Raw genomic sequence first — 16,617 nt, forward strand, 5'->3', positions numbered from 1 at the left:
CAGAGCGGGCGCGGACGTAGGTGTCCAGCGCCCGCTCCGATACGGTCTTCGCCAGCTGTTTACTTGATCTCTGCCAGCACGGTGCCCTGGGTGATGGCCGCGCCCGCCTCCACGGACAGTCCGGTGACCACACCGGCCTTGTGCGCGTTGACCGGGTTCTCCATCTTCATGGCCTCGAGCACCACGATCAGATCGCCCGCCTCGACCGACTGGCCCTCTTCGACCGCGACCTTGACCACGGTGCCCTGCATCGGCGCGGTGACCGCGTCACCGGAGGCCGCACCGCCGCCCGCGCCGCCACGCTTGCGCGGCTTGGGCTTCTTGCGGATCACTCCGGCGCCATTGCTGCCCGCACCCGCGGCGCCGGCGCCGACGGTGAAGTTGCCCGGCAGCGACACCTCGACCCGACGTCCGCCGACCTCGACGACGACCTTCTGCCGCGGCAGATCCTCGTCCTCGTCAGCGGCGGCACCGGCCGGGGCGTACGGCTCGACGGTGTTGACCCACTCGGTCTCGATCCACTTGGTGTAGACGTCGAACTTCTCGCCGTCACCGATGAACGCCGGGTCCTCGACGATCGCGCGGTGGAACGGGATGACCGTCGCCAGCCCCTCGACGTGGAATTCGGCCAGCGCGCGCCGAGCCCGCTGCAGCGCCTGCTCGCGGTTCTCGCCGGTGACGATCAGCTTGGCCAGCATCGAGTCGAACTGACCGCCGATCACGCTGCCCTGCACCACACCGGAATCGACGCGCACACCGGGGCCGCTGGGCTCCTCGTACACCGACACCGGACCGGGCGCGGGCAGGAAGCCGCGGCCTGCGTCCTCACCGTTGATCCGGAATTCGAAGGCGTGCCCGCGCGGCGTCGGATCCTCTTTGATCGCCAGCTCGTGGCCCTCGGCGATGCGGAACTGCTGACGCACCAGGTCGATTCCCGCGGTCTCCTCGGTCACCGGGTGCTCGACCTGCAGGCGGGTGTTCACCTCGAGGAAAGACACGGTGTCGCCCTGCACCAGGTACTCCACGGTGCCCGCACCGTAGTAACCGGCCTCCTTGCAGATGGCCTTGGCCGAAGCGTGGATACGCGCGCGCTGGTCATCGGTCAGGAACGGCGCGGGCGCCTCCTCGACCAGTTTCTGGAACCGGCGCTGCAGCGAGCAGTCGCGGGTACCGGCGACCACGACATTGCCGTGCTTGTCGGCGATGACCTGCGCCTCGACGTGGCGGGCCTTGTCCAGGTACTGCTCGACGAAGCATTCACCGCGACCGAACGCCGCGGTGGCCTCGCGGACAGCGGAGTCGAACAGCTCCGGAATCTCCTCGATGGTGTGCGCGACCTTCATACCGCGACCGCCGCCACCGAAGGCGGCCTTGATCGCGACGGGCACGCCGTACTCCTTGGCGAACTCCACCACCTCGGCCGCGTTCTTGACCGGATCCTTGGTGCCCGCCGCCATCGGCGCCTTCGCGCGCTCGGCGATGTGGCGCGCGGTGACCTTGTCACCGAGGTCGCGGATGGACTGCGGCGAGGGGCCGATCCAGATCAGCCCGGCGTCGATGACGGCCTGGGCGAAGTCGGCGTTCTCGGAAAGGAATCCGTAGCCGGGGTGGATGGCGTCGGCGCCGGACTTGGCCGCCGCGTCGAGGATCTTGTCGAAGACGAGGTACGACTCGGCCGAGGTCTGCCCGCCGAGGGCGAACGCCTCGTCGGCGAGTTTCACGAAGGGGGCATCGGCATCCGGCTCCGCGTACACCGCGACACTGCCGATACCGGCATCCTTGGCCGCCCGGATCACGCGAACGGCGATCTCGCCTCGGTTAGCTACGAGTACCTTCGATATCCGCGCGCTGGCATGGCTGGGCACTGAGCCTCCTGTTAGCAATCTTCTTGGTCGCCCCGTGGTCGACATACTTCCGTCTCGGGCGAGTGTAGGCAGTCTGCCAACAACCGCCGCACTCGGATAGCCCTACTCCACAGTAGGTCACACATCACAATGCGCCTTCGGTTGTGATGCGCCCAGATCACGGCTATCGGGCGCGCGCCTGGCGGGTACCGGCAGTCGGTGCGTCACCCGGTTCATACCCCTTGGCAATCGGCATGCGAACCGAGTTGCCCCATTCGGTCCAGGACCCGTCGTAATTGCGTACGCTTTCGAACCCGAGCAGATAGGTCAGCACGAACCAGGTGTGGCTGGACCGCTCGCCGACCCGGCTGTAGACGACCAGATCGTCCGCGACCGCCAGCGCGCCATAGATATCGTCCAATTCCGCCCGGGAACGGAAGCGCCCGTCGCTGTGGAAGGCCTCGGTCCACGGAATGTTGGTCGCGGTCGGAATATGTCCGCCGCGCAGCGCCGCGTCCTCGGGATTGGCAGGCGGCTGGATCAGCTCACCGGAGTACTCCTCGGGGGAGCGCACGTCGATCAGCGGCTTGCCGAGGTGGGCCAGCACATCCTCGCGGAACGCCCGCACGGAACTGTCATCGCGCCGGACTGTCGGATATTCGCTGCGCGACAGGTAGGGCGGGTCGAAGGTGGTGTCGCGCACCTCGGAGATCCACGCGTCCCGTCCGCCGTCGAGCAGTCGCACATCCGGATGCCCGAACAGGGTGAAGACCCAGAAGGTATGGGCAGCCTGCGCGTTGCCGCGATCGCCGTAGATCACCACGGTATCGTCGCGCTCGATTCCCTTGGCGCGCATCAATTCGGTGAACCGAGCACCGTCGATATAGTCACGCGTAACCGGATCGTTGAGGTCGCCCCGCCAATCGACCTTGGTGGCGCCTGGAACGTGTCCGATGTCATAGAGCAGGATGTCTTCGTTGGACTCGATGATCTTCAGCCCCGGCGTGCCGATGTTTGCCGACAGCCACTGTGTGGTTACTAGTCGGTGAGGATGTGCGTACGAACCGAAGGCTGGATGAGAGTCCGGGGCAACGGGCACGATATGGGTCCTTCACACGAGGTAGACGGGTGGTTACAGCGGTTCGGGTCTCACGCCGATGTTAGGTGCGAGGCGTTAGTGAAACTCGTTTCAGATCACAAATCGGCTGAATGGGCGAATAAATCGCACCCTCATCCGATAAAGTCTCCCGGGAGGAGGGGTGAGCTATGTCCGATTCTTGGCCGAGGCGTCGACTGCTCGCGATCCTACGTGGCGCCAGCGAACCTCTCGACGCCCAAGAACTGGCCAGAATCACCGGACAGCACGTCACCACTGTTCGGTTCCATCTGGATGTGCTTACCAGGGAATCGCTGGTGCGACAGTTCCAACAACCGCCGCGCGGTCGTGGGCGCCCACGCATCGGCTACAGCGCGGTCCAGCGATCGGTTGGTTATCAGGAACTGGCCCAGGTCCTAGCCGATCAGCTCGGCCCCGATCCGCGGCGTCGCTCCGAGGCGGCCATTGCCGCCGGACGTGCCTGGGGCGCCAAACTCGACGCGGGCGACCATGCGGTCGAATCGCTGGAGGACGCCAAGGACGTCACTATGACGCTGATGTCCGAACTGGGTTTCGCGCCGGAGCGTGACGCGGCCGCCGAAACCGATGAGCAGGTCCTGATCCGGCTCACCGCCTGCCCGCTGCGCGAACTCGCGCGCACCCATTCCGAGGTGGTGTGCGGCGTGCACCTGGGCTTGATCAAAGAGGTGCTCGACCGCAACGGCGTGCGCGGTGAGGTGAATGTCCGGCTGCAACCGTTCGTCGAGCCGGAGCTCTGCGTGGTTCGATTGGAACTCATGGCACGGCGGGAGCCGGAGCGCGACGCGACACCGGTGCCGATCGGCGCGGAGGCCGGGACGGAGGCGCGGATCGCGCCGCCGTCAGCTGGGCGAGTGGCGCCACAACTGCGCAATGCCGACCCCAATGTCGCCAAGCAGTCGGCGCAGCAGTGGTAGTCCGATCCCGATAACGCTCGACGGATCGCCATCGATGCGATCGACGAACCAACCGCCCATGCCATCGAGGGTGAAAGCACCGGCCACCTGCAACGGCTCGCCGGTCGCGATGTAGGCGTCCAACTCCTCGGGTTCGGGCTTGGCGAAATGCACTGTGGTGGAACTGCAGTCGACGGATTCGGCGACGATTTCGCCGTCGCGCATGCGCAGGACGCAGTGGCCGGTAATGAGATCCGCACTGCGCCCGGCCATTTCGGACCAGCGGGCCCGCGCGACCTCGGGCGTATGCGGCTTGCCCTGTAGTTCGCCGTCGACGAGCAGCATCGAATCACAGCCGACCACAACGCAATCCGCGGCGAAATCCGGAATCGTGGCGGCCACCGACCGGGCCTTGGCCCGTGCGAGTTCTACCACGACGACCTCGGGAGCCGTGCCGGGCGGCAGTGCCGCGGCGACGGCGTCCTCGTCGACATCGGAGATCCGGACGACGGGTTCGATGCCCGCCGAGCGCAATACCGCGCGGCGGGCGGGCGACGCGGAGGCGAGAACGAGTCTCGTCATCCGATCAGTCGCGCAGGTGTGACAGTTGCGGGAAAGAGTACGGAGAGAACGGCGAGGTGCCGCGGTGCATCAGGGTCGGTCGACCCCAGGAGTCGGACGGACCGACCGGTCCGCTACTCGCGGCGCCGTCCGCGGCCGCCGACAGCACGCAAACCAGCGCCGCGACTTCCTCGTCGGACGGCGCACCCTTGATGACTCGGATGAATGGCTGCTCGGCCACCACTGAGGCCGGTGCTGCCGCCGGTGCGGCCGCCTCGACCGCATCCGCGATCGGGTCGACTGTGAGATCCAGTTCGACGGCGGTCAACACATCTTCATCTGCCACGGTCGTCACAGTGCCAGATCCTCTCTCTATTTCGATCGAGCCCATGCCCGACTCGAAGACATATGGATCAAGCGATCATCATCCTCGAATCGACTCATTGCGTCTCTGCAACCAGTGTGCGCGGCCCATCGAGGTTATCGCTTGATCACAGCGGAATGTTGCCGTGCTTCTTCGGAGGCAGGGTGACCATCTTGCGCTCGAGCAAACGCAGCGCCGAGACGATCTGGCCGCGGGTGTGCGAGGGCGGGATGACCGCGTCGACGTACCCGCGCTCGGCGGCCACGTAGGGGTTCACGAGGGTGTCCTCGTACTCGTTCTGCAGCTCCAATCGCAGCGCATCGACATCGTTTCCGCTCTTCGCGGACTCTTGCAGCTGCTTGCGGTAGACGAAGCCGACGGCGCCCGAGGCGCCCATCACCGCGATCTGAGCACTCGGCCACGCGAGGTTCACATCGGCGCCCATGTGCTTGGAACCCATGACGTCGTAGGCGCCACCGTAAGCCTTACGGGTGATGATCGTGATTTTGCCCACAGTGGCCTCACCGTAGGCGTAGAGCAGCTTCGCGCCGCGCCGGATGATGCCGTTGTATTCCTGGCCCGTGCCCGGCAGGAAGCCGGGAACATCGACCAGGGTGATGATCGGGATATTGAACGCGTCGCAGGTGCGCACGAAGCGTGCGGCCTTCTCCGAGGCGTCGATATCGAGGCAGCCCGCGAACTGGGTCGGCTGGTTGGCGACGATGCCGACGCTGCCGCCGTCGACCCGGCCGAAGCCGACGATGATGTTCATCGCGCGCTCGGCCTGCACCTCGAGGAATTCGTCGTCGTCGAGCAGCCTGCGGATGACCTCGTGCATGTCATAGGGCTGGTTCGGCGAATCCGGGATGATCGTGTCCAGCTCGAGGTCCTCGTCGGTGAGCGAATCCTCGATGGCGCCGGTGATCGGGTCGGTGGCCGGGAAGCGCGGGGCTTCGGCGCGGTTGTTGCTCGGCAGATAGCTCAGCAGATCCTTGACGTAGTCCAGCGCGTCCTGCTCGCCGGAGGCGACGTAGTGCGCGACACCGGATTTCGTCATGTGGGTGTGCGCGCCGCCGAGGTCCTCCATGGTGACGTCCTCACCGGTGACCGTCTTGATGACATCGGGTCCGGTGACGAACATCTGGCTGGTGCCGTCGACCATCACCACGAAGTCGGTCAGCGCGGGCGAATAGACGTGCCCACCGGCGGCCGGGCCCATGATCAGCGAGATCTGCGGGATCACACCCGAGGCCTGGATATTGCGGTGGAAGATCTCGCCGTAGAGGCCCAGCGAGACGACGCCCTCCTGGATACGCGCGCCCGCCCCCTCGTTGATGCCGATCAGCGGGCGGCCGGTCTTGAGCGCCAGATCCATCACCTTGACGATTTTCTCGCCGTAGACCTCGCCGAGGCTGCCGCCGAAGACGGTGACGTCCTGGCTGAAGATGCAGACGTCGCGGCCGTCGATGGTGCCGTAGCCGGTCACCACGCCGTCGCCGAGCGGCCGGTTGTTCTCCAGACCGAAGTTCACGCTGCGGTGGCGGGCCAGCGCGTCCAGTTCCACGAAGGAGCCCTCGTCCAGCAGGGCCAGGATGCGCTCGCGGGCGGTCATCTTGCCCTTGGCGTGCACCTTGTCGACCGCGGCTTCACCCATCGGGTGCTTGGCCTCTTCCAGCCGATTCCGCAGATCAGCCAGCTTCCCAGCGGTGGTGTGGATATCGGGGGCGCCCGCCGATTCCGATGCGGGCTGGTGCTGGACACTCGTCATGGCTCCGGAGTGTAACCAGTGCCAGTGCCTCTCGGTAACCGAGTGTCGCTTACCGGTCAGTAGAAAACCGCAGCTAGATCATGTTCCAACATGTGAATGGCGGCAAACTTCCTGGTCGATTGCCGACCCGAACGCGGTGCTAGAGGCGGGAAAATCAGTGGAGCGGCGCGGCGGTGCCCGGATACCCTGAGGACGTTCGCATTTCAGCTCGAGATAAGGGGGCAGTGCGGTGCATGGGAGGACGCACACCTAGCTGAGGAGCAAATCATGTGGGGATGGAGCAGCAGAGTCGCCGAGCACGCCGCGGCGACCTCGTGGACCAGCTGGCAGACCGTGGAAACCGAGCCGACCGTAGTGGATCCGCAGGAGTGGGCCGAGGTCGAAGCGGAATCGGATGACGGCATGTCCGTGGCGGTGGCGATTCGCGAGTACGACCTCGTCGGATAGCCTGCCGGTGTGCACAGGCCACCGTTGGATGCAGAGCAATTGCGGCGCAGTCTCATCGAGTCGCCCGAGCTGTCGTTCTTCTCCCACATCGCCGTGGTGGAGTCGACCGGGTCCACCAATGCGGACCTGATCGCTCGGGCCGGGGAGCTCGACGCCGATCGCGCGGTACTGCTCGCCGAAACCCAAGAGCAGGGCCGGGGTCGGCACGCTCGGAGCTGGGTGAGCCCGCCGCGCGCACAGATAGCGATGTCGGTGTTGGTGCGGCTGCCCGGCATCGAGCCTGCCGCAATGGGCTGGCTGCCGCTGCTCACCGGTGTCGCCGTGGTGGACGCACTGCGCGCGACCGCCGGTGTGGACGCGAATCTGAAGTGGCCCAACGATGTGCTGATCGATGGCCGCAAAGTCGCGGGCATCCTGGCCGAAGTCGCCTCCGGTGGTGGGGCGCCCGCCGTTGTCGTCGGGATCGGCCTGAACGTCGGTCTCACCGAGGCGGAACTGCCGGTGCCGCATGCCACTTCGCTCACGCTGGCGGGCGCGAAGGTCACCGACCGCACCGAGCTCGTGCGGTCGCTGCTGACCGAATTCGCCCGCCGCTTCACCGCGTGGCGGGACGCCGGTTGGGCCACCACCGACCTGATCGGCGTCTACCGCGACCGCTGCGCCACCCTCGGTGCACCCGTGCGTGCCGAACTGCCCGGCGGCCAGACCCTCGAGGGGATTGCCGCCGATGTCGACAGCGCGGGTCGCCTGCGCATCGGCGAGCACGTCGTTTCCGCCGCCGATGTAACCCACCTGCGCGCCGACTACTGACCTGGAATCCCTTGTGGGGCACTCGACAAGGGATTCCGGCGTCAGGGGATCAGACCGGTTGCATGATGCCGCGCGCCGCCTCGCGGGCGAGCAGGCGGTCGCGCTGTTCCTCGAACTTGAGTACGTCCTTCTCCAGCTTCTCCAGGAACTCGCCGAGTTCCTGGCGCGCTTTTTCGCCGCGCGGTCCGAAGTCGGTGCGGTCGAAGACATTCCACTTCTTCAGCACCGGCTGCACGACCTCTTCGAGATGCTGGCGCAGATCGTAGATGCCGTGCTTGGCCATCAGCGCGCCGTTGCGGCGGAAGTCGGGCATGCCGTAGCCGGGCATGACGAAGTTGGTGAGGATCTTGGTGATCGCCGCCATGGCCTGGTCGGGCGCCAGATCCAGGCCCGCGGCGCAGAGGTTGCGGTAGAAGATCATGTGCAGGTTCTCGTCGGCGGCGACGCGCTGCAGCATGCGATCGGCGATGGGGTCGTTGCAGACCCGGCCGGTATTGCGGTGGCTGACCCGGGTGGCCAGTTCCTGGAAGGTCACATATGCGACATTCACCAGGAATCCGCTCCAGGCGTCGGGCGAATGCACGCCGCGGGTCATGTGGATCATGCGGGCCTGCTCGAGCGCGACCGGGTCGACGCCGCGGGTGACGACCAGGTAATCGCGCATGACGATGCCGTGCCGGTTCTCCTCGGCGGTCCAGCGCCCGACCCAGGTGCCCCACGCGCCGTGGGAGGAGAAGCTCTCCGAGATCTCGCGGTGGTAGGAGGGCAGATTGTCCTCGGTGAGCAGGTTGGTGATCATCGCGGCCTTGGCGACCTCGTTCAGCTTGGACTGTTCGGGCTCCCAGTCCTGGCCGCCCATCGCGGCGAAGTTGCGACCTTCGTCCCACGGGACGTAGTCGTGCGGGTGCCAGTCCTTGGCCATCGACAGGTGGCGGTTCAGATTCTCTTCGGCCACCGGTTCGAGTTCGGTCAGGATTTCCAGCTGGGTCAGATCCTTGGTCACAACACGCCTCCACGGTCGTTTTCGACGTCTTGTCAAGCCGGACTTGTCTTTTCACAGGCAGAACGTTGAGCAGAACAAAACGAGAGCTACGGCAGAGCCGGGTCGAGCGGCTGCCGTCGGATCGAGGCTATGGAGCGATCCTGTGCGGAATCTCGAGGTTGCTCGAGAGCCTCTCGAGGTGGTTACAGCGCAAGGTGCCGATTGTGCAGCACGGCGCGCGTCGCTGTCCACGCTTTCCGGCGTGTTCTCGCGGTAGGGTTCCGGCATGGGTTATCCGGAGGAGGTGCTCGCCCCGGACGAGCAGTTGATACTCCATCGTCATCCGCATTGGAAAATGCTGTTCTGGCCGATCGTGACACTCATCATCGCGACCGCGCTGGCCGGATTCGCCGGGGGACTGATCTGGCGCAGGACCGAGGGCACGACCCGCTCGGTATTGCTGATCGTGGTGCTGGTCGTCTGGCTGGGCATCATCGTATGGCGTTGTGTCGCAAGGATTATCAGCTGGCAGTCGACACACTTCATCGTGACCGACCGCCGGGTGCTCATCCGGCAGGGCGTGGTCACCCACACCGGCATCGATATTCCGATGAGCCGGATTTCGAGTGTGCAGTTCCGGCACGGGCTGTTCGATCGGATGCTCGGCACCGGCACCCTGATCATCGGATCGTCCTCCGAGGAACCGCTCGAATACGACGACATCCCGCACGTGCAGAAGGTGCACGCACTGCTGTACCGGCAGGTGTTCGAGGGATCCCGGGATAATCTGGGCCAATGACCGCCGTACTGCTGGCCGAAGACGATGAGGCCATCGCCGCACCGCTGTCGCGTGCGCTCGGGCGCGAGGGCTATTCGGTCACCGTGGAACGCTTCGGGCCCGCGGTACTCGAACGCGCACTGGAGGGCGATCACGACCTGCTCATCCTCGATCTGGGCCTGCCGGGTATGGACGGGCTCGAGGTGTGCCGCCAGGTGCGCGCCCGCGGTGCCGATCTGGCCGTGCTGATGCTCACCGCGCGCACCGATGAGGTCGACTTCGTCGTCGGGTTGGACGCGGGCGCGGATGACTATGTCGGCAAACCGTTCCGGTTGGCCGAATTGCTCGCCCGGGTGCGAGCTTTGTTGCGGCGCAGCGGAATCGGTGACGAGGCAGTCGAGGTCGGCGGTATCCGGCTGGAGCCGGCGGCGCGCCGGGTGCTGGTGAACGGCGTCGAAGTCGGTTTGGCCAACAAGGAATACGAGCTGCTCAAGGTCTTGATCGATCGGGCGGGCCAGGTAGTGCCGCGCGAGACGATCCTGCGCGAGGTGTGGGGCGACGCCGAGCTGCGCGGTTCGAAAACCTTGGATATGCACATGTCCTGGCTGCGTCGCAAGATCGGTGACGAGGGCCCGATGGCCGAGCGACGCATCGTCACCGTGCGCGGTGTCGGGTTCCGGTTGAACACCGATTGATGGTGCGGCGCAACTGATATGAGACGCAGAATTCTGCGATCGATACTCACCGTGCTGACCATTACCACGGTGGTGCTCGGCGTCCCGCTGATCTACACCGCGTGGCTCTGGGTCGAGGACATCACCCGCAACGATCTGGAGAACCGGCTCGAGCGGATCGCCTCCGAGATCATCGCCCAGGAACACGGCGACGGCGCGGTGCTCGGCGAACTCGACACCCGGCTGGTGCGGCCGCTGATCCCCAAGGACGGCAAGCTGACCATCATCTATCCGGCGCCGCGGGACAATGCGTCCCGGCTCGATGTCGGCGCGGAGCAGGTCCACGATCCGGTGGTGGAATCGCTGGCGATGGGCACCAAGGGTTCATTGCGCCTGGAGGTGCCGTCGGGCCCGATGCATACGCGGCAGATCCAGGCCGTTGCGGTGGTCGCCTTCGCGGTGCTCGCCTCACTGGGCGCGGCGGTGTCGGTGGCCATGATCACCGCGCGCCGGGTCGCCGATCCGCTCCGCGACGTGGCGGCCCGCGCCGCCCGGCTGGCCATGGGTGACTTCCGGCCGGATCCGCGGCGGCACGGGATTTCCGAACTGGACCGGGTTTCCGATGTGCTCGATTCGGCGACCGTCGAGATCGCCGGGCGATTGCAGCGCGAGCACGCGCTGGTCGCGGACGTTTCGCATCAGCTGCGCAGTCGCCTGACCGCGGTGCGATTGCGGCTGGACGAGTTGTCCGCGCATTCCGATCCGGCCGTGGTGCACGAGGCCGAGGAGGCAATGGCACAGGTCGACCGGCTGACCGACGCGATCGACGATCTGGTCCGGGCCTCGCGCGACGAGGATGCCGCCGATCGCGATCCGGTGCCGGTGATGGACGAACTGCGCGGCGTTGTCGAGGAATGGTCGCATCCGTTCACCGAGGCGGGCCGGATCCTGCGGCTGATCGGCGACGAATCGCTGCGCGCCCCGATCACCGGTTCCCGGCTGCGCGAAGCGCTCGCCGTGCTGGTCGACAATGCGCTGATGCACGGCGGCGGGACCTGCACGGTATCGGTGCGCACCGTGCGCACCGTCAGCGAGCGCGAGCCCTTGGTGGTGGTCGAGGTCGCCGATGAGGGCGACGGTGTCCGTGACGAACTCGCGCCGCACATTTTCGACCGCGGTTTCTCCGCAGGCGGCTCGACCGGTGTCGGACTCGCCCTCGCCAGGGCACTCATCGAGGCCGACGGTGGGCGCTTGGAATTGCAGCGCCGCCGCCCAGCGCTGTTCGCGATGTTCCTCGGATCGAGCGCGTCACAACGCACACCAAACGGCGCGCAGGCGCCCGAGCCGCGCTAGTCAGCCGAGGAGCTTGCTGCGCAGCGCATCGTCCTTCTCCAGGACCATGCCTTCCAGGCCGGCCTGGAACTGCTCCATCCGGGTGCGCAGAGCGGAGTCGGCGGTGGCGAGGATGCGGGCGGCGAGCAGGCCGGCGTTGCGGGCGCCGCCGATGGAGACGGTGGCCACTGGGACACCCGCAGGCATCTGGACGATGGACAGCAGCGAGTCCATGCCGTCGAGATATTTGAGCGGGACGGGGACGCCGATGACCGGGAGCGGGGTGGCGGAAGCGACCATGCCGGGCAGGTGGGCGGCGCCGCCCGCGCCCGCGATGATGACCTTCAGGCCGCGGCCCGCCGCCTCGCGGGCGTAGTCGAGCATGCGCTGGGGTGTGCGATGCGCCGAGACGACGCCTACCTCGAAGCGAATATCGAACTCCGCCAAGGCGATTGCGGCGGCCTCCATGGTCGGCCAGTCGGAGTCGCTGCCCATGATCAGGCCAACTTGCGCATTACTCACCGTGGGGATCCCATCCGTCGGTCCAAATCGCGTGCGACATCCAGTACGCCGCGCGCTCGGCCTGCTCGCGCACCACGGCGACATCGTCGCCGAGCACGTTGATATGCCCGATCTTGCGATCCGGGCGTTCGCCCTTGCCGTACAGGTGCACCTTCGCCTGCGGCAGTCTGGCGAAGAGGTGGTGCAGCCGCTCGTCCATCGACATGGTCGGCGCCTCGGCCGCGCCGAGAATATTCGCCATCACCGTGACCGGCGCCAGCGGACTGGTGTCGCCGAGCGGATAGTCGAGCACCGCGCGCAGATGCTGTTCGAATTGGCCGGTGCATGCGCCGTCCATGCCCCAGTGGCCGGAGTTGTGCGGGCGCATGGCCAGTTCGTTGATCAGGATGGCGCCGTCGTTGGTTTCGAAGAGTTCGACGGCCATCGCACCGACCACACCGAGTTCCCCGGCCAGGTTCAGCGCGAGTGTCTCGGCCTGCGTGGCCAATTCGTCACTGAGGTCCGGTGCGGGTGCGATCACCACGGCGCACTGGCCGTTGCGCTGCACCGTCTCCACCACCGGCCAGGTCGCGGCCTGACCGAACGGCGAACGCGCCACCATCGCCGACAGTTCGCGCTTCAGATCCACCTTGGCCTCGGCGAGCAACTGCACACCGTGCGCGAGCTGATCGGAAACGATCGTCTCGGCCTCGGCCGCCGACTCCGGCATCCAGACGCCGCGCCCGTCGTAGCCGCCGCGGACTGCCTTCAGCACGATCCGCCAGTCGTGCTCGTCACCGAATCGCACCGCATCGGCCACCGACGTGACGGGCACGAAGGCCGGCACAGGCAACCCGAGATCGGACAGCTTGGTCCGCATGGCGAGCTTGTCCTGCGCGAAGACCAGCGCGTGCGGCGGCGGCTGCACATTCACACCCTCGGCGACCAGCGCCTCCAGATGTTCGGTCGGCACATGCTCGTGATCGAAGGTGAGGGCGTGGGAGCCGACGGCGGCTTTGCGCAGCGCGGTCAGATCGGTGTGGCTGCCGAGGACGACCTCGGGGCTCACCTGTGCGGCCGGGTCATCCGGATTCTCCGCCAGCACCCGCAGCCGCTGACCGAGCGCGATAGCGGCCTGGTGCGTCATGCGCGCGAGCTGGCCACCACCGATCATGGTGACGGTGGGCATGGCGGCAGGATCGAATGAACGGCGGGTCACGTCGTGCAATCTTGTCATGTCCGGGCACCACGATCGCTACCGGTACACTCGGGCCTTGTGCCTTTCGTCGACGACGTGGTCAACGTCCTCCCCAAGCCCCTGCGGGAGATCGCTTACCGCCACCACGAACTGATCAAATTCGCCATCGTCGGCGCGACCACCTTCATCATCGACTCGGGCATCTTCTATGTGCTCAAGTGGACCGTACTGGAGACCAAGCCGGTCACCGCGAAGATCATCTCCGGTGTGATCGCGGTCATCTGCTCCTACATCCTCAACCGCGAGTGGTCGTTCAAGAACCGCGGGGGGCGCGAGAAGCACCACGAGGCGCTGCTGTTCTTCGGCGTCAGCGGCGTCGGTGTCGTGCTGAGCTTCATCCCGCTGTGGATCTCCAGCTACGTCTTCGACCTACGCCAGCCCGATGTGAGCTTCACCGTCGAGAACATCGCGGACTTCATCAGCGCCTTCATCATCGGCAACCTGCTGCAGATGGCGTTCCGCTTCTGGTCGATGCGGCGCTGGGTGTTCCCGGACGAGATCAGTGAGCTCGTCGAGGAAATCGAGGAAATGCTCGAGGAAGAGCAGCTCGGCCACAGCTGAGTTCTCGCGTCGATTTTCGGCCATGCGGATCGCGCATGAGCCGGGGTCAGTACGGTGATGCGGTGGCGATTGAGGAAACCGTTCGGGGGCGTAACGGGGATGATGCGGCCAGGTTTCGGCTGACCGTCGTGGATCAGGCATTGCGGTTGTTCGCCGAGCAGGGGTATGAGGCGACGACCGTGGATGAGATTGCGGAGGCGGCGGGGATTTCGCGGCGGACGTTCTTTCGGCAGTTCCGGTCGAAGGAGGATGTGATCTTCGCCGATCACGAGTCGCAGTTGGCCCGGGCGGCGGAGTTCTTGGCGGCGGCGAAGGGGGATCCGTGGGAGGCGGTCTGTACCGCGGTGGTGCAGGTGTTCGAGCGGTTCACCCAGTGGCGCGAGATCGCCGAGCGGCGATATCGGGTGGTGCGCAAGGTGCCCGCGCTGCGCGAGCGCGAGATCGTGACCGTGTTCCGGTACGAGCGGTTGTTCACCGACTATCTGCGTGAGCGGCTGCCGGAGGTGCCGGATCTGGCGCGGGTGCAGTTCACGGCCGCGGTGACGGCCACGCACAATTACCTGCTGCGCCGGATGGTGCGCGGCGAATCGGATGCGGGTGCGACGGATCTGCGCGAGGAGTTGGCGGCGATTCCGCGTGGGCGCGGCTCGGGGGCGGCGGAAATGGTGGTCGCGGTCTTCCCCAGGGATATGCCGCCGCGACAGGTCGCGGATCTGGTGACGCGGCAGCTCGGTAATCTGTGACCGGAGTCACAGTATGCAGTATCTGACACTCAGTGCCATGATGTAACCGCACTTGACGCGGCTCTCTGGGCGTATACTCGATGGGAGTATGGCACTGAGTGCCGAATGTTGGAACTCTGATCCAGCAAAATCACGACCGACAAACCCAGGAGTGTGTCCCATGGCGGGGAACCCCGATTTCAACCTTTTCCAGCTCGAGGACTTCCACGACGAACTGCGTGCGGCCATCCGCGGACTGGCGGAGAAGGAAATCGCTCCGTACGCCAAGGATGTCGACGGCAACGCCCGCTTCCCGGAGGAGGCGCTCACCGCGCTGAACGCCGCGGGCTTCAACGCGGTGCACGTGCCCGAGGCCTACGGCGGACAGGGCGCGGATTCGGTCGCCACCTGCATCGTGATCGAAGAGGTCGCCCGCGTCTGCGGTTCGTCCTCGCTGATCCCCGCGGTCAACAAGCTCGGCACCATGGGCCTGATCCTCAACGGCTCCGAGGAGCTCAAGCAGAAGGTGCTGCCGGATATCGTCAACGGCGAGATGGCCTCCTACGCGCTGTCCGAGCGTGAGGCCGGCTCCGACGCCGCAGGCATGCGCACCCGCGCCAAGCAGGACGGCGACGACTGGATCATCAACGGCTCCAAGTGCTGGATCACCAACGGCGGCAAGTCTTCCTGGTACACCGTCATGGCGGTGACCGATGCGGAGAAGGGCGCCAACGGCATCTCCGCATTCCTGGTGCACAAGGATGACGAAGGCTTCGTGGTCGGCCCGCTCGAGCACAAGCTCGGCATCAAGGGATCGCCCACCGCCGAACTGTATTTCGAGAACTGCCGGGTGCCGGGTGACCGCATCGTCGGCGCGCCGGGCACCGGCTTCAAGACCGCGCTGCAGACCCTCGATCACACCCGCCCGACCATCGGTGCGCAGGCCGTCGGCATCGCGCAGGGCGCACTGGACGCCGCGATCGCCTACACCAAGGACCGCAAGCAGTTCGGCACCGCGATCGCCGACTTCCAGAACACCCAGTTCATGCTCGCCGATATGGCGATGAAGATCGAGGCCGCCCGCCTCATGGTCTACACCTCCGCGGCCCGCGCCGAGCGCGGCGAGAAGAACCTCGGCTTCATCTCCGCCGCCGCCAAGTGCTTCGCCTCCGATGTGGCCATGGAGGTCACCACCAACGCCGTGCAGCTCTTCGGCGGCGCGGGCTACACCACCGACTTCCCGGTGGAGCGAATGATGCGTGACGCCAAGATCACTCAGATCTACGAGGGCACCAACCAGATTCAGCGCGTCGTCATGTCGCGCGCACTGCTGCGGGGCTGATAACGCATACCGACCGGGTGTTTACGCCGCTGCATCGAGCGGTGTGAACACCCGGTCTTTTTTCGCCCTCGATACCTCCATTTTTTGGGGTACGGATGTTCGGCGAAATAGTCTCGAGGCCGATCGGTTGTTTATTCGTGTCCTTAACTGGAGCAATTCGATACATGGCGCGGCACATTAATGCTTTGAAGCGGTTAGAGATTGATTTGCCTGGTAGAAGGCACGAATTAACACTGCGAACCTCGCTCGACGAGGTCGCGCTGGGAAACGGTCTTCGTAAGTATGTCGCCTTCGTAGGCGCGCGTGTTACGTGTTTTCGAACACCATTTCGACCATAAGTTGAACAAATAAATCAGGTGGCTCGTTTCCTATTAAAGGTGCCTGCAAAGGGTGGATACTCGACTTCGTAAACATAACGAGGTGGGGATATGACCAAGATCGTAATCGGGCCGCGGTCGGGGATGAATTGGGTCCCGCTGTCCATGCCGCCCACCCAGGGCGGCGATGCGGCACCGCGCGCATTGGTCACGGATGTCGAGGCGTATCACATCGAGCCCGAGGAGGTTATGGTCGACGCGACGCACGCACGGACCAACGGTAAACCGGTGCCCGTCGGACGGCATCGAGGTAACTGATCCGGGT

At 65.8% G+C, this 16,617-nt stretch carries 18 protein-coding genes; 10 read left to right on the forward strand and 8 right to left on the reverse strand.

Annotated features, from left to right (window positions below; all coding sequences use genetic code 11):
* Nucleotides 1-59 precede the first annotated feature (59 nt).
* On the reverse strand, nucleotides 60-1,865 hold the full coding sequence (locus ACFYOW_RS32915; RefSeq protein WP_387293966.1) for an acetyl/propionyl/methylcrotonyl-CoA carboxylase subunit alpha: 1,806 nt from the start codon (nucleotides 1,863-1,865) through the stop codon (nucleotides 60-62).
* Between the two features lie 163 nt (nucleotides 1,866-2,028).
* The gene (locus tag ACFYOW_RS32920) at nucleotides 2,029-2,943 is read right to left on the reverse strand and encodes a sulfurtransferase (RefSeq protein WP_387293967.1); all 915 of its coding nucleotides are present in this window, start codon (nucleotides 2,941-2,943) and stop codon (nucleotides 2,029-2,031) included.
* A gap of 167 nt (nucleotides 2,944-3,110) precedes the next feature.
* Here ACFYOW_RS32920 and ACFYOW_RS32925 point away from each other — a divergent pair, with 167 nt between their 5' ends.
* A complete protein-coding gene (locus tag ACFYOW_RS32925; RefSeq protein ID WP_387293968.1) occupies nucleotides 3,111-3,896 on the forward strand; it encodes a helix-turn-helix transcriptional regulator in 786 nt (261 codons plus the stop codon).
* On the opposite strand, the gene ACFYOW_RS32930 is transcribed toward ACFYOW_RS32925, so the two are convergent.
* The 3 genes from ACFYOW_RS32930 to ACFYOW_RS32940 all read right to left on the reverse strand — a co-directional run bounded on the left by ACFYOW_RS32930 (nucleotide 3,822) and on the right by ACFYOW_RS32940 (nucleotide 6,568).
* The gene (locus ACFYOW_RS32930; protein ID WP_387293969.1) at nucleotides 3,822-4,457 is read right to left on the reverse strand and encodes a Maf family protein; all 636 of its coding nucleotides are present in this window, start codon (nucleotides 4,455-4,457) and stop codon (nucleotides 3,822-3,824) included. The genes ACFYOW_RS32925 and ACFYOW_RS32930 overlap by 75 nt on opposite strands.
* A gap of 4 nt (nucleotides 4,458-4,461) precedes the next feature.
* On the reverse strand, nucleotides 4,462-4,791 hold the full coding sequence (locus ACFYOW_RS32935) for an acyl-CoA carboxylase subunit epsilon (RefSeq protein WP_387293970.1): 330 nt from the start codon (nucleotides 4,789-4,791) through the stop codon (nucleotides 4,462-4,464).
* A gap of 136 nt (nucleotides 4,792-4,927) precedes the next feature.
* Nucleotides 4,928-6,568 (reverse strand): acyl-CoA carboxylase subunit beta, encoded by a 1,641-nt coding sequence (locus ACFYOW_RS32940; protein WP_387293971.1) that lies wholly within the window; start codon nucleotides 6,566-6,568, stop codon nucleotides 4,928-4,930.
* A 267-nt stretch (nucleotides 6,569-6,835) separates the two neighbouring features.
* Between ACFYOW_RS32940 and ACFYOW_RS32945 the strand changes: the two genes are divergently transcribed.
* Nucleotides 6,836-7,015, forward strand: a complete 180-nt coding sequence (locus ACFYOW_RS32945) for a hypothetical protein (RefSeq protein ID WP_387293972.1) — start codon at nucleotides 6,836-6,838, stop codon at nucleotides 7,013-7,015.
* A 9-nt stretch (nucleotides 7,016-7,024) separates the two neighbouring features.
* A complete protein-coding gene (locus tag ACFYOW_RS32950) occupies nucleotides 7,025-7,825 on the forward strand; it encodes a biotin--[acetyl-CoA-carboxylase] ligase (RefSeq protein ID WP_387293973.1) in 801 nt (266 codons plus the stop codon).
* Between the two features lie 49 nt (nucleotides 7,826-7,874).
* On the opposite strand, the gene ACFYOW_RS32955 is transcribed toward ACFYOW_RS32950, so the two are convergent.
* On the reverse strand, nucleotides 7,875-8,828 hold the full coding sequence (locus ACFYOW_RS32955; protein ID WP_387293974.1) for an acyl-ACP desaturase: 954 nt from the start codon (nucleotides 8,826-8,828) through the stop codon (nucleotides 7,875-7,877).
* A gap of 265 nt (nucleotides 8,829-9,093) precedes the next feature.
* On the opposite strand from ACFYOW_RS32955, the gene ACFYOW_RS32960 reads away from it, so the two are divergent.
* From ACFYOW_RS32960 to ACFYOW_RS32970, 3 genes are read left to right on the forward strand one after another with little or no spacing between them, the layout of a single operon-like run.
* Nucleotides 9,094-9,606 carry a PH domain-containing protein gene (locus ACFYOW_RS32960; protein WP_387293975.1) on the forward strand — a complete coding sequence of 171 codons (513 nt, stop codon included), beginning with the start codon at nucleotides 9,094-9,096 and terminating at the stop codon, nucleotides 9,604-9,606.
* Nucleotides 9,603-10,280: a response regulator transcription factor gene (locus ACFYOW_RS32965; protein WP_040686995.1), complete on the forward strand. Its 678-nt coding sequence runs from the start codon at nucleotides 9,603-9,605 to the stop codon at nucleotides 10,278-10,280. Before ACFYOW_RS32960 ends, ACFYOW_RS32965 begins: the two co-directional genes overlap by 4 nt.
* 18 nt (nucleotides 10,281-10,298) lie before the next feature.
* Entirely contained in the window at nucleotides 10,299-11,612 is a 1,314-nt protein-coding gene (locus tag ACFYOW_RS32970) for a sensor histidine kinase (protein WP_387293976.1), read from the forward strand.
* Here ACFYOW_RS32970 and purE read toward each other — a convergent pair whose 3' ends face one another.
* Together purE and ACFYOW_RS32980 are read right to left on the reverse strand one after the other, a co-directional pair.
* Nucleotides 11,613-12,122, reverse strand: coding sequence for a 5-(carboxyamino)imidazole ribonucleotide mutase (gene purE, locus ACFYOW_RS32975; protein WP_387294060.1), 510 nt, complete (start codon nucleotides 12,120-12,122; stop codon nucleotides 11,613-11,615).
* On the reverse strand, nucleotides 12,106-13,329 hold the full coding sequence (locus tag ACFYOW_RS32980; protein WP_387293977.1) for a 5-(carboxyamino)imidazole ribonucleotide synthase: 1,224 nt from the start codon (nucleotides 13,327-13,329) through the stop codon (nucleotides 12,106-12,108). Before ACFYOW_RS32980 ends, purE begins: the two co-directional genes overlap by 17 nt.
* Before the next feature lie 39 nt (nucleotides 13,330-13,368).
* On the opposite strand from ACFYOW_RS32980, the gene ACFYOW_RS32985 reads away from it, so the two are divergent.
* The 4 genes from ACFYOW_RS32985 (at nucleotide 13,369) to ACFYOW_RS33000 (ending at nucleotide 16,610) form a co-directional block, all read left to right on the forward strand.
* Nucleotides 13,369-13,911 carry a GtrA family protein gene (locus tag ACFYOW_RS32985; protein WP_387293978.1) on the forward strand — a complete coding sequence of 181 codons (543 nt, stop codon included), beginning with the start codon at nucleotides 13,369-13,371 and terminating at the stop codon, nucleotides 13,909-13,911.
* Between the two features lie 35 nt (nucleotides 13,912-13,946).
* A complete protein-coding gene (locus ACFYOW_RS32990) occupies nucleotides 13,947-14,654 on the forward strand; it encodes a TetR family transcriptional regulator (RefSeq protein ID WP_387293979.1) in 708 nt (235 codons plus the stop codon).
* 160 nt (nucleotides 14,655-14,814) lie between these two features.
* Nucleotides 14,815-15,975, forward strand: coding sequence for an acyl-CoA dehydrogenase (locus tag ACFYOW_RS32995; RefSeq protein WP_040687001.1), 1,161 nt, complete (start codon nucleotides 14,815-14,817; stop codon nucleotides 15,973-15,975).
* 428 nt (nucleotides 15,976-16,403) lie between these two features.
* Nucleotides 16,404-16,610, forward strand: a complete 207-nt coding sequence (locus tag ACFYOW_RS33000; protein ID WP_387293980.1) for a hypothetical protein — start codon at nucleotides 16,404-16,406, stop codon at nucleotides 16,608-16,610.
* The last annotated feature ends 7 nt before the right edge of the window (nucleotides 16,611-16,617 follow it).

Source organism: Nocardia sp. NPDC006982 (genome assembly GCF_042869435.1).
In the GTDB taxonomy this organism is placed as follows: Bacteria; Actinomycetota; Actinomycetes; order Mycobacteriales; family Mycobacteriaceae; genus Nocardia.

Coding starts and splice junctions, on each gene's coding strand:
- ACFYOW_RS32925 (WP_387293968.1), top strand. CDS start 3,111: ATGTCCGATTCTTGGCCGAGGCGTCGACTGCTCGCGATCCTACGTGGC.
- ACFYOW_RS32930 (WP_387293969.1), bottom strand. CDS start 4,457: ATGACGAGACTCGTTCTCGCCTCCGCGTCGCCCGCCCGCCGCGCGGTA.
- ACFYOW_RS32940 (WP_387293971.1), bottom strand. CDS start 6,568: ATGACGAGTGTCCAGCACCAGCCCGCATCGGAATCGGCGGGCGCCCCC.
- ACFYOW_RS32945 (WP_387293972.1), top strand. CDS start 6,836: ATGTGGGGATGGAGCAGCAGAGTCGCCGAGCACGCCGCGGCGACCTCG.
- ACFYOW_RS32960 (WP_387293975.1), top strand. CDS start 9,094: ATGGGTTATCCGGAGGAGGTGCTCGCCCCGGACGAGCAGTTGATACTC.
- ACFYOW_RS32965 (WP_040686995.1), top strand. CDS start 9,603: ATGACCGCCGTACTGCTGGCCGAAGACGATGAGGCCATCGCCGCACCG.
- ACFYOW_RS32970 (WP_387293976.1), top strand. CDS start 10,299: ATGAGACGCAGAATTCTGCGATCGATACTCACCGTGCTGACCATTACC.
- ACFYOW_RS32980 (WP_387293977.1), bottom strand. CDS start 13,329: ATGACAAGATTGCACGACGTGACCCGCCGTTCATTCGATCCTGCCGCC.
- ACFYOW_RS32990 (WP_387293979.1), top strand. CDS start 13,947: ATGAGCCGGGGTCAGTACGGTGATGCGGTGGCGATTGAGGAAACCGTT.
- ACFYOW_RS32995 (WP_040687001.1), top strand. CDS start 14,815: ATGGCGGGGAACCCCGATTTCAACCTTTTCCAGCTCGAGGACTTCCAC.
- ACFYOW_RS33000 (WP_387293980.1), top strand. CDS start 16,404: ATGACCAAGATCGTAATCGGGCCGCGGTCGGGGATGAATTGGGTCCCG.